The organism is Ignavibacteriota bacterium, assembly GCA_016218045.1.
GTDB lineage: Bacteria > Bacteroidota > Ignavibacteria > SZUA-365 > SZUA-365 > JACRFB01.
The window spans coordinates 78920-93802 of record JACRFB010000010.1 but is presented as its reverse complement, the minus strand read 5'-3'; the positions used below and the strand labels follow the sequence as shown (position 1 = coordinate 93802).

15 protein-coding genes are annotated in these 14883 nt (G+C 60.5%); all 15 read left to right on the top strand.

Annotation, left to right across the window (positions count from 1 at the left end; all coding sequences use genetic code 11):
* Positions 1–54: 54 nt before the first annotated feature.
* The 15 genes from HY962_02795 to HY962_02725 all read left to right on the top strand — a co-directional run bounded on the left by HY962_02795 (position 55) and on the right by HY962_02725 (position 14847).
* Positions 55–714, top strand: coding sequence for a hypothetical protein (locus HY962_02795; GenBank protein ID MBI5645835.1), 660 nt, complete (start codon positions 55–57; stop codon positions 712–714).
* 23 nt (positions 715–737) lie between these two features.
* Positions 738–2045 (top strand): bifunctional folylpolyglutamate synthase/dihydrofolate synthase, encoded by a 1308-nt coding sequence (locus HY962_02790; GenBank protein MBI5645834.1) that lies wholly within the window; start codon positions 738–740, stop codon positions 2043–2045.
* 319 nt (positions 2046–2364) lie between these two features.
* The gene (gene rho / locus HY962_02785) at positions 2365–3612 is read left to right on the top strand and encodes a transcription termination factor Rho (protein ID MBI5645833.1); all 1248 of its coding nucleotides are present in this window, start codon (positions 2365–2367) and stop codon (positions 3610–3612) included.
* Between the two features lie 163 nt (positions 3613–3775).
* Positions 3776–4954 carry an acetyl-CoA C-acetyltransferase gene (locus HY962_02780; protein MBI5645832.1) on the top strand — a complete coding sequence of 393 codons (1179 nt, stop codon included), beginning with the start codon at positions 3776–3778 and terminating at the stop codon, positions 4952–4954.
* A 29-nt stretch (positions 4955–4983) separates the two neighbouring features.
* Positions 4984–5835 (top strand): 3-hydroxybutyryl-CoA dehydrogenase, encoded by an 852-nt coding sequence (locus HY962_02775; GenBank protein MBI5645831.1) that lies wholly within the window; start codon positions 4984–4986, stop codon positions 5833–5835.
* 17 nt (positions 5836–5852) lie between these two features.
* Entirely contained in the window at positions 5853–6995 is a 1143-nt protein-coding gene (locus HY962_02770; protein ID MBI5645830.1) for an acyl-CoA dehydrogenase family protein, read from the top strand.
* A gap of 7 nt (positions 6996–7002) precedes the next feature.
* On the top strand, positions 7003–7140 hold the full coding sequence (locus HY962_02765) for a hypothetical protein (GenBank protein ID MBI5645829.1): 138 nt from the start codon (positions 7003–7005) through the stop codon (positions 7138–7140).
* Between the two features lie 48 nt (positions 7141–7188).
* Positions 7189–7722, top strand: coding sequence for a hypothetical protein (locus HY962_02760; protein ID MBI5645828.1), 534 nt, complete (start codon positions 7189–7191; stop codon positions 7720–7722).
* A gap of 133 nt (positions 7723–7855) precedes the next feature.
* Positions 7856–8380: a hypothetical protein gene (locus HY962_02755; GenBank protein MBI5645827.1), complete on the top strand. Its 525-nt coding sequence runs from the start codon at positions 7856–7858 to the stop codon at positions 8378–8380.
* A gap of 245 nt (positions 8381–8625) precedes the next feature.
* Entirely contained in the window at positions 8626–9207 is a 582-nt protein-coding gene (locus HY962_02750) for a hypothetical protein (protein ID MBI5645826.1), read from the top strand.
* 305 nt (positions 9208–9512) lie between these two features.
* Complete coding sequence (gene acsA / locus HY962_02745) at positions 9513–11216, top strand: acetate--CoA ligase (protein ID MBI5645825.1); 1704 nt, start codon at positions 9513–9515, stop codon at positions 11214–11216.
* 41 nt (positions 11217–11257) lie between these two features.
* Entirely contained in the window at positions 11258–11509 is a 252-nt protein-coding gene (locus tag HY962_02740; protein ID MBI5645824.1) for an acyl carrier protein, read from the top strand.
* A gap of 10 nt (positions 11510–11519) precedes the next feature.
* Positions 11520–12764 carry a glycine C-acetyltransferase gene (kbl, locus tag HY962_02735; GenBank protein ID MBI5645823.1) on the top strand — a complete coding sequence of 415 codons (1245 nt, stop codon included), beginning with the start codon at positions 11520–11522 and terminating at the stop codon, positions 12762–12764.
* A gap of 95 nt (positions 12765–12859) precedes the next feature.
* Entirely contained in the window at positions 12860–13426 is a 567-nt protein-coding gene (locus HY962_02730) for an acetate uptake transporter (protein ID MBI5645822.1), read from the top strand.
* Between the two features lie 119 nt (positions 13427–13545).
* Positions 13546–14847 (top strand): hypothetical protein, encoded by a 1302-nt coding sequence (locus HY962_02725; protein ID MBI5645821.1) that lies wholly within the window; start codon positions 13546–13548, stop codon positions 14845–14847.
* Positions 14848–14883: the final 36 nt, after the last annotated feature.

The window sequence follows — 14883 nt, the reverse complement described above, 5'->3', positions numbered from 1 at the left end:
ACTCCGCTTCGAGCGAACAAGAACAGTGCACCACGATTTCCGGAGGATACCGACATGACACGCTTCGCTCTTTCCATCCTTGTACTTCTCACGTTGTCCGCGCCCGCGCTGGCGCAAAAAAACAGCAGTCTTGTCAAGGCCGCGTTCCCGCGCCTCGCGTATACCGATGTCGGGGGCGAATTCGGACTCGCGTCCGATCCGTTGCCGGGCTTCGGCGTGCGTGTTGACAATGCGCGCCGTTTTGCCGATGCGCAGGCCCTTGCCGCCGAGGCCGTGCTGCTCGCGTATGTCGAGGAGTTGGCCGGGAAACGCGCCGCGTCCGTCACGGCCCTCGCGATACTCAATGAGGCGGTGCGCATCGCGGAAGACCGCCAGGATCCCGTCCTCGAGAAGGCGCTCGCACTCGCGGCGACACGTATACCCGGAGGCAACGAACCTCTCTCGCGCCTGCGGCAGACGCTCGCCATGGCGCCGCGTACACGGGGAGAGGGGACATTCATCGGCTACGTCCGCGTCGTGAATCAGGCCGGCCGTCTGCTCGATGTGTACATAGACGGGAAATACATGGGCTTCCTGCATGACGCGGAGGAGCAGACCTTTTCCACCGGAAACGGCACGACACACGTGCGCGTGACCGACGCCTTCGGCAACACCGCGGGCGAGGTTGTGGACGTGAAGCAGGAAGACACGTTCACGTGGACCATCAAACCCTGAATGTGCAAGGAGAGCTTTCCCGCATGACATCCTACGCCGAGGCAGTCGCCTACCTCTACGGCCTGCAGACATTCGGCATCAAACTCGGACTCGACAATATCCGGACCCTTTTGTCCGATTATAGCAATCCGCACCGCGCCTATCCCGTGATACACGTCGCGGGAACAAACGGCAAAGGTTCGACATCGGCCTACATCGCATCCATTCTCTCGTCCGCCCGCTACCGCACCGGACTGTACACCTCGCCGCATCTTGTGGATTTCCGCGAACGGATCCGAGTGGATGGCGTGCCCATCCCGGAGGCCGACGTGCTGCGCATGACGATCGAGATGGCTCCGCGCATCGACGAACTCAAGGCCACGTTCTTCGAGGCGACAACCGCGATGGCCTTCCGCTATTTCGCAGAGCGGCGCGCGGGAGCTGCCGTGATCGAGACAGGTCTCGGCGGCCGCCTCGATTCCACCAACATCGTGGAGCCGGCGCTCAGTGTCATCACAGGCATCGCCTTCGATCACACGGAGTACCTCGGCACGACCCTTGCCGCCATAGCCGCCGAGAAGGCGGGCATCATCAAGAATGGCGTGCCGGTGGTGTCGGCCGATCTCCAGCCCGATGCGATGGACGTCGTGGTGGAGGTCGCGCGCGAACGCGGCGCGGCGCTGCACGTTGTGCCCACGGCCGCGGGCATTGAACAGATCATCGACATCGACCACATGGAATTCGACGCCGCGGTGTTGCGCTCGATCGAGCGATTCGTCTCGCCGCTCGTCGGCGACCATCAGGCGGCCAACGCGCGACTCGCGATACGGGCGGCCGAGCTGCTCGCCGCGGCAGGTTGGCGTGTCGGCACACCCGTGATCATTCAGGGCATAGGCGACGTAAAACGCCGCACCGGCATCGCGGGGCGCCTCGACCGCATCGCCGCCACGCCCGAGTGTGTCGTCGACGTGGCGCACAATCCCGACGGTGTTGCAGCACTTCTCTGCGCATGGCGCGCCGTGCGCGAGACCGCGCGCACACATCTCGTGTTCGGCCTGCTTCGCACAAAAAACAGCGCCGAAGTTTTGGCGTTGCTTGCAACGCACCGCTGGGCATCGGTCACCATTGTCGACATTCCTCATCCCGACGGCCGGCCCGCGTCCGAAATCGCGGCAGCAGCGCAGGGACTCGAGCCGGCTCCGCGCGTCGCAACGGACGCCGTTACTGCGGTCGTGGATCACGTGCACAGCGCCCGATCCGACGAATCCATTCTTGTTTTCGGATCACATTATCTTGTGGGCGCGATTCTCGCCTCCGGAAAAAAATCGGGGAGCGACGGAGAACGATCTTGACATATCGCGGGAAAGCCCTATTTTTGCACTAGACGTCCTTCCAACAGGCTTTCTCTCTCTCGCACTCATCCTTCGCTTTTCCAAGCCGTACCGTTTCTATTTCTCCCATCGTTTCGCGCCCCGATTTCTGACAGTCGGGACGAAGCAGCAAAAGCCATTCGCCTTCAGTGTCCGTCGTTCCTGACGGACCACCTGCGGCTCCGGCCCCCCGTTGCCGCGGGTATTCGGCGCCCCCACCACGCGCCGTACGATTCCTTCTCCCGACACTTTCATCCGACAATACGTCCTCTACCCAACATCCACGGGGATCACCATGAGCATGGACATCGCTGAACTGAAGTCCAAACGCATCGCCGAGCTTTCGCAGATTGCGAAAGACCTGAACATCAGCGGCCACAGCGACCTCAAGAAGCAGGAGCTGATTTTCAAGATCCTCGAAGCACAGACACAGAAAGACGGCTTGGCATTCAGCAAGGGCGTGCTGGAAGTGCTGCCCGACGGCTACGGATTCCTGCGCTCAGCCGACTACAATTACCTGCCCTCGCCCGACGACATCTACGTGTCGCCGAGTCAGATTAAAAAATTCGGTTTGCGCACGGGCGACACCATCAGCGGGCAGGTGCGGCCGCCCAAGGAGGGCGAGCGATTCTTCGCCCTGCTCAAGGTCGAGTCCGTCAACTACGAGGATCCGGAGAACATCCGCGACCGTCCGCTGTTCGACAATCTCACACCCCTGTATCCGAACGACCGCTTCAAGCTCGAGGTGCTTCCCAACGAGCTGTCGATGCGCATCATGGATCTGCTCACGCCGATCGGGAAGGGAAACCGCGGTCTCATCGTGTCGCCTCCCAAGAGCGGCAAGACGATACTGCTGCAGAAGATCGCAAACAGCATCAGCGCGAATCATCCCGACGTGATACTCATCGTGCTGCTGATCGACGAGCGCCCCGAGGAAGTGACCGACATGGAGCGTTCGGTGAAGGCCGAGGTGATAAGCTCCACCTTCGACGAGCCGCCCGAACGGCATGTGCAGGTGTCGGACATGGTGCTCGAGAAGGCCAAGCGTCTCACCGAATGCAAGAAGGACGTCGTGATCCTGCTCGATTCGATCACACGACTGGCGCGCGCGCACAACACCGTGGTGCCGCATTCCGGCAAGATCCTGTCGGGCGGTGTCGACGCGAACGCGCTGCACAGGCCGAAACGATTTTTCGGCGCTGCGCGCAACATCGAGGAAGGCGGATCGCTCACGATCATCGCAACGGCATTGATCGAGACGGGCAGCCGCATGGACGAGGTGATCTTCGAGGAATTCAAGGGCACGGGCAACATGGAAATCGTGCTCGACCGCAAGCTGTCGGACCGCCGCGTCTTCCCCGCGATGGACGTGAACCGCTCGGGTACGCGCAAGGAGGATCTGCTGCTGACACCGGAAGAACTCAGCCGTGTCTGGGTGCTCCGCAAGGTTCTCAGCGAGTACACCACCGTCGAGGCGATGGAGTTCCTGATCGAAAAGATCCGCGGCACGAAGAGCAACAAGGAATTCCTGAAGTACATGAACAGTTAGCGGCCCGGGAGACGGGACACGCGCGGAGGGAGAGGGGCCCGGCTTCAGGCGGGGCCGCATGTGGACGCCATTCCCAAATCCTATATCTTACATCCCGATTCCCATTTTCACCCCCCTTCAGCGGATATTCCATTCACTTCACCACACGCAGAGTTACAGACCCATGAATGATGTCGTCATCGTCAGCGCGGCCCGCACCCCGATCGGTGCATTCAACGGATCGCTCAAGTCTTTCACCGCGCCGCAGCTCGGCGCCATCGCCATCAAGGAAGCCATCACGCGCGCGGGTATCACGCCGGGCGACGTCAGCGAAGTGATCATGGGTAACGTGCTCACTGCCGGTGTGGGACAGGCGCCCGCGCGCCAGGCGGCGCTGTTTGCGGGCCTGCCGAACTCGGTGCCGTGTATGACCATCAACAAGGTCTGCGGCTCGGGATTGAAGTCCGTCATGCTCGGAGCCCAGGCCATCATGGCCGGCGACGCCGACGTCGTTGTTGCGGGCGGGCAGGAGAGCATGACCAACGCGCCGTACATGCTGGACCGCGCGCGCAGCGGCTACAACTTCGGCCACGGGCAGTTGCTCGACTCGATGATCAAGGACGGGCTGTGGGACGTCTACAACGACTATCACATGGGCAGCGCCGCCGAGCTCTGCGCGCGTGAGTGCGCGATCCCGCGCGACGCGCAGGACGCCTACGCCATCGAGAGCTACCGGCGCGCCATCGCGTCGGCCGACGCGGGCATTTTCGACGAGGAAATGGTGCCCGTTCCCATCCCGCAGAGGAAGGGCGACCCCGTTTTCTTCAAAGAGGATGAAGATATCCGAAAAGTGAACTTCGATAAGGTCGGATCGTTGAAGCCCGCGTTCCAGAAAGACGGCACCGTGACCGCGGCCAACGCCTCGTCGCTCAACGACGGCGCCGCGGCGGTGGTCCTGATGTCGGCCTCGAAGGCGGCGTCGCTCGGTCTGACACCGCTCGCGACCATCGTCGCGCAGGCTTCGGCCGCCAAGGCGCCCGAGTGGTTCACCACCGCGCCCGCCGACGCGATCGCGAAGGTGCTCGCCAAGGCCGGACTGAACAAAGACGACATCGACCTCTTCGAGATCAACGAGGCCTTCTCGGTCGTGTCGCTGGCCGTGAACCAGGTGGCCGGACTCGATCCCTCGAAGGTCAACATTTACGGCGGCGCCGTCGCAATGGGTCATCCCATCGGCGCGTCGGGCACACGCGTGCTCGTCACCCTGCTCTACGCGCTGCGCCGCGAGAACAAGCGCCGCGGACTCGCCACGCTGTGCATCGGCGGCGGCGAGGCGAGCGCACTCATCGTCGAACGCGTCTGACATATCCAACATATACCGCGGAGCACTCCATGCAGAAAATCGCAGTCATCGGCGCGGGAACGATGGGCAACGGCATCGCGCACGTGTGCGCGCAGCACGGCTACAAGGTTGTGCTGATCGACACAAAGACCGAATTCCTCGATCGCGCCCTCATCACCATCAACGCGAACCTCGACCGCCAGGTCAAAAAGGAAGCCATCACCGAAATGCAGAAGGCCGAGATACTCGGACGCATTCTGCCGACGGTGGATCTCGAGGAATACATCGCCGACGTCGATCTCGTGATCGAGGCGGCGTCGGAAAATTCCGAGATCAAGAAGCAGCTTTTCCGCACCTTCGACGCACACACGCGTCCCGAGTGCATCCTCGCCTCCAACACGTCGTCGATCTCCCTCACCGAAATCGCGGCCGTCACCGGCCGTCCCGACAAGGTGATCGGCATGCACTTCTTTAATCCCGTGCCCGTGATGAAACTCGTCGAGATCATACGCGGCATCTCCACGTCCGACGAGACCTACGCCGCGATACGCGACCTGTCGGAGAAACTGTCGAAGACCCCCGTGGAAGTGAACGACTACCCCGGCTTCGTGTCGAACCGTGTGCTCATGCCGATGATCAACGAGGCTGTGTACTGCCTCATGGAAGGCGTGGCCACGGCAGAATCGATCGACACCGTGATGAAGCTGGGCATGGCGCACCCCATGGGTCCGCTCACGCTGGCGGATTTTATCGGCCTCGACGTGTGCCTCGACATCATGAACGTCCTGTACAAAGGACTGGGAGATCCGAAATACCGACCCTGCCCGCTCCTTAAGAAAATGGTGGCCGCCGGGCATCTCGGCCGCAAGTCCGGAAAGGGCTTTTACTCGTACGCGACATAAGCACGGAGCACACGACAATGCACTTTGATTTCACCGAAGACCAGAAAATGATTCAGCAGACCGCGCGCGAGTTCGCGCGGGAGGAAATCGCGCCGAGCGCGGTGCAGCGAGACAAGGACGGCGTGTTCCCGACCGACATCGTCAAGAAGCTCGGGGAACTCGGTTTCCTCGGCATGATGGTAAAGCCCGAGTACGGCGGCGCCGGACTCGACACGCTCAGCTACGTGCTCGCCATGGAGGAGATATCCAAGGTCGACGCCTCCGTGGGCGTCATCATGTCGGTCAACAACTCCCTCGTCACGTACGGCATACAGAAGTACGCATCCGAGGAACTCAAGCAGAAGTACCTCGTGCCTCTCGCGACCGGCGAGAAACTCGGCGCGTTCTGCCTCAGTGAACCCGAGGCCGGTTCCGACGCCACCTCGCAGCGCACGGAAGGCGTGCTTGCCGGGGAGCACTGGGAATTGACGGGCACCAAGAACTGGATCACCAACGGCATCCATGCCGACTACTACCTCGTCGTCGCGCAGACCGACCGTGAGAAGGGCTACCGCGGCATCACGACCTTTCTCGTCGAGAAGGGTGCGCCCGGTTTCACACACGGCGTGAAGGAAGACAAGCTGGGCATACGCAGTTCCGACACAGCGAGCCTGCATTTCGAGAAGACACCCGTCGCCGCCGAGAACATCGTGTGGGAGGTGGGGAAGGGATTCAACTTCGCGATGGACACGCTGAACGGCGGACGCATCGGCATTGCCGCGCAGGCGCTCGGCATCGCGGCCGCGAGTCTTGACGCGTCGATCGCGTACAGCAAGCAGCGGAAGGCCTTCGGCCATCCGATCAGCGACTTCCAGGCCATACAGTTCAAGCTCGCCGACATGGCGATGAAGCTCGAGGGCGCACGGCTTCTCACCTACCGCGCAGCCGCGCTGAAGGATGCAGGACAGAAGTACGTGAAGGAAGCCGCCATGGCGAAGCTGTACGCATCAAAGGTGGCGGTCGAAAACGCACTCGAGGCGATACAGATACACGGCGGCTACGGCTATGTGCGCGAATATCTCGTGGAGCGCTATCTGCGCGACGCGAAGATCACCGAGATTTACGAAGGCACATCCGAAGTGCAGCACATCGTGATTGCGCGCGAGCTGTTGAAAGACTGACAGTCCCATGAACAGGGATCACACGCCGTCCGGGTCTCTGGATCCGGACGGCGTCGTGCTGTATGGCGCACCCGATGAGGCGCGGGGACATATCGGACTCCCGAGTCTTTTTATTGCCGACATCTTGCGTCACAGGGTCGTGTGATTTACATTGTGCGGGAGTCTACCACACAACATTTCCCAGGAGGAATCGATGAAATTCTTTATCGGAATCAGTGCTCTTTTTCTGGCCGTGGCGCTGTTCGCCCCGCAAACTTCCCAGGCACAGTACAATCAGGGCAAGATGTTCCTCGGACCCGTGCTCGATCTGAACACACCGATCGGCTTCGGCGCGGAATTCGAAGTTGGTGTCAGTCCGAACATCGGCATCGGCGGACTTATCCGCTACTGGGGGAAGTCAGAGACCGTCCCAGGCGGCGAATCGTCCTGGTCTGTGATCATTCCGCAGGTGGTCGGCTATTATCACTTCATGCCGGGCAACCAGCTCGATCCATACGCCGGCGCACGGCTCGGATACGGCATCTACAATTCGTCGTTTGATTCCAACATCCCCGGGTACACGTATTCCCTCTCTGGGAAAAGCGGTATATTTCTCAACGCAGCCGGCGGTGTGCGGTACTTCTTCAATCGCTCCATCGCGGTGAACGGCAGCCTCGAATTCCGTATTGCGGGCGAGGAGTACGTGAACGATCTCGGTTTTCTCGTGGGTCTCGATTTCACTCTTTGAACACCACGTCTCATGCATTTCAACGTCCCGTTCGCGGGACGTTTTTTTTTGGCTGCGCCTCCACGCCTTTGCACATGAACACACCGCTCCCTAGCTTCCACGACAACCAGCGCCTTTCCTCTCCCCGAAAGTTATGTCGATGCACCGCGCCCTCTGTCTGTTTGCCGTGATACCGCTGTTATGTCTCAGTGCCCGGGCGCAGGAGAATGCCCGCGGGAAGGGCGTCAGTCTCAATCCCTACGGTATCGTGGCGGGCACGATAGAGCTGCGCTACGAGTCGCGCACCGGACCCGGTACAAGCGCACACGCGGGACTCCGCTATTACGCGCTCAATAAAAACTGGACAGCGCCAGGCCTTGGCGGCGGCCTTCGCTGGTACCTGTATCCCGACGACGGCGCTCGCGCACTGTCGGGTTTTGCGATCGGACCACACGCGTACTTTGTATATTGGCTGTACGACGAAGACCGCGAGTACGACATACGCCGACTCGCCCTGCTTGTAGGGGCCGATGCGTCGTACAAATGGGTCTGGGAGAATTTCTTTTTTGAACCCTCCATCTCGCTCGAATTCTATCCTCTCACCGCAGCCGACAGTCCCAAAGGGCGGACGGTGCTCGAGCCCGTCTTCGGCATCCATGTCGGATTCGCGTGGGATTGAAATGGCATCGGCACGGTGCCCGTCTCCTGACTCCGGTCTCCTGTATCCTCACGCTCGTGTGAGGAGTAAGGATACAGGATACAGGAGGCACGGGTGGGCACGATGCCAGTGCTATCCTCACTCTCGCGTTTGACACTACGCCTCGCGATCATTACTTTTGCAGGACTGCCGCGGCACCGTTCCGGCGCCCGGCCCCCATCCCCCTCAATCGCACATCCGATTTCATCCCAATCCCGGAGGCACGCATGAAAAAACTGACGGCCATTTTCCTCTTTGCGGGACTCGTCCTGTTCCTGCCCGCGATGCACGCCCAGCAGACCTATGTTGGCGGACAAGTCGGGATCGGTATTCCCGGCGGCGAGTTCGGCAAGTCATACGGATTGGGATACGGGGGATCGGCACAGTTTCTGTACAACCTGGTTGAAGAGAACATCTGGGTCAACGGGCATATCGGATACACACGGTTCGGCTATAGCTCCGATTCCCGAACAGACAGGACTGGCTCCTGGTCAACGGTGCCGTTGCTCGGCAGCCTTCGTTATCAACTTTCGAAGGGAAATTTCCGATTCTACATCGGCGCACAGGCCGGCCTGCATTTCGTTTCACGCACAATTGAAACCAAGAAAAATGAAGTTGATATCACTACCCAGTCCGGCACCGAGACCGCCTTTGGCGCGGGTTTACTCGGCGGATTTTTCTACCCGATTTCGAAGTCGCTGACACTCGACGCGACCTTGTCGTACAACACTCTTCTGACCGAAGAACTCGAAGACAACCCGGGCTTCTTAACGCTGATGATCGGCATCATTTACCCGATTACGCTCTGAACCGGTTGCTCCAATAATGTTTCGAAGGCCCTGCGGAAGCGGGGCCTTTTTTTTTGGAGCTAGGAGCGAGGATGTAGGATCTGGGAGATAGGAGGTAAGATTTGGCCGGTTACTAGCGCGGCGGGCCGGTGTTTTTGTGGATGTGGCGGGGGAGGAAAAAGTGACAGTAGCTTCGTTGGCTCCGCGATGTTACATTTGTGAAATATTGGCCGAGTCTCGACAGTGCCGATATCCCCTCGATTTTCCTTCCGACAAATCCACGCCTCTCAGACACCCCTCGCATTCGACCAGGAGGACACATTTCGATGAGTCACATCGGCAACTACGAAGAAGCCCGCAAGAATTTCTCATGGGAAATTTCGGAGAAAGAACTCGGTTATACACCGGGCGCCGTCATCAATATCGGCGAATACTGCACCGACCGGATCTGCCGCATGGGCAAGGGCGAGAAGCTCGCCCTCGTGTGGGAGGGTCATGACGGGCACCAGAAGCGCTACACGTACAACGACTTGCGACAGCTCACGAACACGATCGCCGCATTCCTCAAGGAGAAGGGCATCGAGCCGGGCGAGCGCGTGTGTCTGTTCATGGACAAGGTGCCCGAGCTGTATTTCGGTTTCCTGGGCATTCTGAAACTGGGCGCCATCGCGCAGCCCCTGTTCTCGGCGTTCGGCAGCGAGTCGCTGCTCACGCGTCTCGAGGACGCGCAGACCTCCGCGATTTTCACGCAGAAGAAACACGTCGCGAAGGTGCGTAATCTCGTCGCGCAGCTTCCGTCGCTGCGCCACATCATCGTGGTCGACGACGACGGTGTGAAGCCGCTGCGCGAGCGCGAAGTGGCGTTCGACATGGACAACGCTCCGCGGGTGGACAGCTTCGACATTTTCCCGAGCACGGCCGAGACGCCGTCGGTGCTGCACTACACGTCGGGCACCACGGGCAAACCCAAGGGCGCCCAGCATGTGCACTACTCTCTCGTGTCGCAATACATCACCGCCAAGTACGTGCTCGATCTTCATGAGGACGACATTTACTGGTGCACCGCCGATCCGGGTTGGGTGACCGGCACCTCGTACGGCATCATCGGTCCCTGGGCAAACGGCGTGACGCAGTGTGTCACCGACACGGGTTTCAAGGCCGAGAACTGGTATTCGTTCATCGAGAAGATGAAGATCACCGTATGGTACTCCGCGCCGACGGCGATCCGCAGTCTGATGAAGGAAGGCATCGATGTCGTGAAGAAGTTCGACCTCTCGTCGCTGCGCCATCTCTGCAGCGTCGGCGAGCCGCTCAACGCCGAGGCCGTGTTGTGGTCGCAGGAGGCCTTCGGCAAGATGTTCCACGACACGTTCTGGCAGACCGAAACAGGCAGCATGATGATCACGAATTATCCCGGCATGCCGATCAAGCCGGGGTCCATGGGCAAACCCTTCCCGGGCATCGAGGCATGCGTGGTGGATCTCACCACCTTCGAGCCGATTGCCGATCCGGGTATCGTGGGCCTCATCGCCATCAAACCGGGCTGGCCGTCGATGTTCCGCACGTACTGGAACAACGTCGAGACGTACAAGAGCAAGTTCCGCAACGGCTGGTACCTCTGCGGCGACCGCGCCAGCATCGACGAGGAGGGGTACTACTGGTTCGTGGGCCGCGACGACGACGTGATCAACACCGCGGGACATCTGGTCGGACCCTTCGAAATCGAATCGGCCCTGCTCGAGCATCCCGCCGTGGCCGAATCCGCCGCGGTCGGCAAGCCCGATCCCGTGAACATGGAAGTCGTGAAGGCCTTCATCGCCCTGAAGCCGGGCCACGAGCCGGGCAAGCTGCTCGAACTCGACATCATGAATTTCATCCGCAAGAAACTCTCGCCGCTCGCGATGCCGCAGGAGATCGAATTCGTGCCGACACTGCCGCGCACGCGCTCCGGTAAAATCATGCGCCGCGTGCTCCGCGCGAAGGAGTGGGGCGAGGAAATCGGCGACATCTCGACGCTCGAAAACGACTGATTCCACACACAGACACCATACACCTCATTCCAGGAGTTTCCATGTCGCAAATTAAGGACGTCGTCCTCACCTACGTCAAGAACGAATACCTCGAGGCCGATGACGACCGCGAAATCACCTTCGACACACCGCTCATTTCCAGTGGCATCGTGGACTCGTTCTCGATGGTATCCCTGAAAGTGTTTCTCGAGACCACGTACAGCATTTCGATTCCCGATGCCAAGGCGTCGCCCGAGGCCTTCGACAGCGTCAATAACATCGCCGCCCTGCTGAAAGAATTCGGCATCGAGTAAGGGAGGCGCCATGTTTAGCTCCGATATTCGCGAGGCCTACCAGAAACAGCTTGCCGACATGCAGGCACAGGGCATCTTCAAGCAGGAACGCGTCATCGCGGCCCCGCAGGATGCCGACATCGAAGCCGAATTTCCGATCGGCGCCGAACGCAAACATGTGATCAACATGTGCGCCAACAACTACCTCGGGCTGTCGTCACATCCCGACGTGGTGAAGGCGGCGCACGAGGGCCTCGACGTGCGCGGCTACGGCATGTCGTCGGTCCGTTTCATCTGCGGCACGCAGGACATTCACAAGGAACTCGAGGACAAGCTCACGACCTTCCTCGGCACGGAAGACACGATTCTTTTCCCCTCGTGTATGGACGCCAACGCGGGCGTGTTTGAGGCCGTACTGACCGAGCAGGACGTCATGATCGCCGACCGCCTCGTGCACGCGTCGATCGTCGACGGCATGCGGCTGGCCAAGGCGCAGCAGGACACCTACAAACACAGCGACATGGACCACCTCGAGTCCAAACTGCAGCTTCATCAGGACAAGCGCATCCGCCTCATCATCACCGACGGATCGTTCTCGATGGACGGTGATCTCGCGAAGCTCGACAAAATCGTGGAGCTGGCCGAGAAGTACAATGCGATGGTCTTCCTCGACGATTCACACGCCACCGGCTTTATCGGCAAGACCGGACGCGGCACGCAGGAACATTGCGGCGTGCTCGGACGCATCGACATCATCACCACAACGCTGGGCAAGGCGCTCGGCGGCGCCTCCGGCGGTTGCGTATCCGGCCGTCGCGAGATCGTGGAGATGTGCCGTCAGAAGGCGCGTCCCTATCTGTTTTCGAACACCGTGGCTCCGGTGGTGGTGAGCGGCGCCAACGCCGTGCTCGACATCATTTCGAAGACCACCGAGCGCCGCGACAAGCTCGAGGCGAACACCGCATGGTGGCGCGAGGGTCTGACAAAGGCCGGCCTCATCATCAAGGCGGGCGAGACGCCGATCGTACCCGTGATGCTCTTCAACGCGAAGCTTTCGCAGGACTTCGCGCGCGACCTCTACGACGAGGGCATTTACGCGGTCGGTTTCTTCTTCCCCGTCGTGCCCAAGGGCCAGGCGCGCATCCGCACGCAGCTCTCGGCCGCGCACGAGCAGCATCACCTCGAGAAGGCGCTCGCCGCGTTCACGAAGGTGGGCGAGAAGTACGGCATCCTGCACAAGACGAAGCAGGAAATCATCGCGATGTACGGGGAATGAACCCGCGCAGTGCATGACCATGGCGCCTGCCGGATCCGCGGATCCGGCAGGCGCTTTTCATCCCGATCAAAACTTCCAAACACCCCCACAGCACCATGAACGACAAACTCGCAAATCCCGCACCGCTGGGCCTCATGGGCTTCGGCATGACCACCGTTCTCCTCAACATTCACAACGCCGGATTCTTTCCGATCAGCGCGATGATTCTGGCCATGGGCCACTTCTACGGCGGCATCGCGCAGATCATCGCCGGGGTGATGGAATTCCGCAAAGGCAACACCTTCGGCACCACGGCCTTCACGTCGTACGGACTCTTCTGGCTCACGCTCGTCGCACTGTGGGTGCTCCCGAAACTCGGCTGGACGGAACCGACCGACGTCGCCTTCATGGGCTGGTATCTCTTCATGTGGGGCGTGTTCACCTGTTTCATGTGGGTCGGCACGTTCGGGAAAAACCGCGCCGTGCAGTTCGTTTTCCTCTCCCTCACGATCCTCTTCTGGCTGCTTGCCATTCGCGACTGGACGGGCAACACGATGATCGGAACCATCGCCGGCTGGGAAGGCATCGTCTGCGGTTCATCGGCCATCTATCTCGCCATGGCGGAAGTCATCAACGAAGCCCGCGGAAGGACAGTGCTGCCGATCGGGGAACGGAAAGCGTAAGACGTAAAGGCGCGAAGGTGTAAAGGCGTAAAGATGTGTCGAGAGGATGGTTGATACGGCACATATCATTCAGTAACACGTGACGATCTTTGAAGCGCGTCCGAAAAAAAGCACCTACGATGAAACGATACACTCTCGTTCTGTTTCTGTGGCTCGTCCTCACCCCGCAGTGGGTACATGCGCAGGAGTCATCCCGGACATTCGGGATCGGATTTTCCGGTTTTGTCAAGACCGACTTTTTCATGGACACGCGGCAGACGGTCAGCAGCAGGGAGGGACATTTCCTGCTGCTGCCCGCGGCCGAGAACATGGATGCACGCGGCGAGGACATCAACGGCGCGCCGAGTTTCAATTTCCTGTCGATACAGACGCGGCTCACGGGTGCAATCACCGCGCCCGACGCCTTCGGCGCAAAGACGAGCGGCGTGATCGAGGCCGACTTTTTCGGCAATGAAAACGCAGCGTTTGTGGATGCGAACGGCTTCCGGTTGCGCCACGCGTACGCGAAGCTGAGCTGGGAGAACGAAGAATTGCTCGTCGGGCAGTACTGGCATCCGCTCTTCATCCCCAAATGTTTCTCGGATGTCATATCCTTCAACACCGGTGCGCCGTTCCAGCCGTTCTCGCGCAATCCGCAGCTCCGCTACACGCACACACATGCTCCGATGTTGTTTACCTTCGCGGCCTCGGCGCAGCGCGACTTCACCAGTCCGGGCGGCTCGACCGCGCAGCGGAATGCGGCCCTGCCCGCGCTGCACGCGCTTGCGCAATTCGAGGAGGCCGACGCGGCCAGCAAACGCGCGCTGCTCGCGGGTATCGGCGGCGGGTACACCACGATACGTCCCCTTCTGTTCACCGAGAAAGGGGCGAATAAATTTGCCGCAGACGAGACTGTCGGCGCGATGAGCGCGACGGCGTATTTTCTCTGGCGGAACAAGGACGTCGCGTTCAAGGTCCAGGGACTGTACGGCGAGAACACGTTCGACCTCACCATGCTCGGCGGCTACGGCGTCGCATCTGTCACCGACAGCGCGCGGAACAGCGTGGTCTATACGCCGCTCACGACGGTGTCGGCATGGTCGGAGTGTATATGGTACCTCGAATCGTTGCAGCTTGCGCTGTGGGGCGGGTACACGCAGAATCTCGGAGCCGCCGATCGCGTGCTCACATTTTCGAACAAATCCGGCGGCACCGACGTCACGACGCGCGGCGCCGACATCGCATCGATGTGGCGCCTGTCTCCGCGCATCGTGTACACCTCCGGCAAGATGAGTTTTGCGCTCGAGACAGAATACACCGTTGCCGCCTACGCCACTCGCGATGCGGCGGGTGTGCTGCAGCGCGACGAGAAGGGTGTGGTGACCGCGAGCAAAGACGTCGCGAATCTGCGGGTGCTGTTCGCGGCGACACTGCGGTTTTAACGGCGAGGAAGGCGGAAAACGCAACACGGAAGAAGA

Coding starts and splice junctions, on each gene's coding strand:
- HY962_02765 (MBI5645829.1), top strand. CDS start 7,003: ATGAACAGGGATCACACGCCGTCCGGGTCTCTGGATCCGGACGGCGTC.
- acsA (MBI5645825.1), top strand. CDS start 9,513: ATGAGTCACATCGGCAACTACGAAGAAGCCCGCAAGAATTTCTCATGG.
- HY962_02730 (MBI5645822.1), top strand. CDS start 12,860: ATGAACGACAAACTCGCAAATCCCGCACCGCTGGGCCTCATGGGCTTC.
- HY962_02725 (MBI5645821.1), top strand. CDS start 13,546: ATGAAACGATACACTCTCGTTCTGTTTCTGTGGCTCGTCCTCACCCCG.
- kbl (MBI5645823.1), top strand. CDS start 11,520: ATGTTTAGCTCCGATATTCGCGAGGCCTACCAGAAACAGCTTGCCGAC.
- HY962_02795 (MBI5645835.1), top strand. CDS start 55: ATGACACGCTTCGCTCTTTCCATCCTTGTACTTCTCACGTTGTCCGCG.
- HY962_02790 (MBI5645834.1), top strand. CDS start 738: ATGACATCCTACGCCGAGGCAGTCGCCTACCTCTACGGCCTGCAGACA.
- HY962_02740 (MBI5645824.1), top strand. CDS start 11,258: ATGTCGCAAATTAAGGACGTCGTCCTCACCTACGTCAAGAACGAATAC.
- rho (MBI5645833.1), top strand. CDS start 2,365: ATGGACATCGCTGAACTGAAGTCCAAACGCATCGCCGAGCTTTCGCAG.
- HY962_02775 (MBI5645831.1), top strand. CDS start 4,984: ATGCAGAAAATCGCAGTCATCGGCGCGGGAACGATGGGCAACGGCATC.
- HY962_02760 (MBI5645828.1), top strand. CDS start 7,189: ATGAAATTCTTTATCGGAATCAGTGCTCTTTTTCTGGCCGTGGCGCTG.
- HY962_02780 (MBI5645832.1), top strand. CDS start 3,776: ATGAATGATGTCGTCATCGTCAGCGCGGCCCGCACCCCGATCGGTGCA.
- HY962_02770 (MBI5645830.1), top strand. CDS start 5,853: ATGCACTTTGATTTCACCGAAGACCAGAAAATGATTCAGCAGACCGCG.
- HY962_02750 (MBI5645826.1), top strand. CDS start 8,626: ATGAAAAAACTGACGGCCATTTTCCTCTTTGCGGGACTCGTCCTGTTC.
- HY962_02755 (MBI5645827.1), top strand. CDS start 7,856: ATGTCGATGCACCGCGCCCTCTGTCTGTTTGCCGTGATACCGCTGTTA.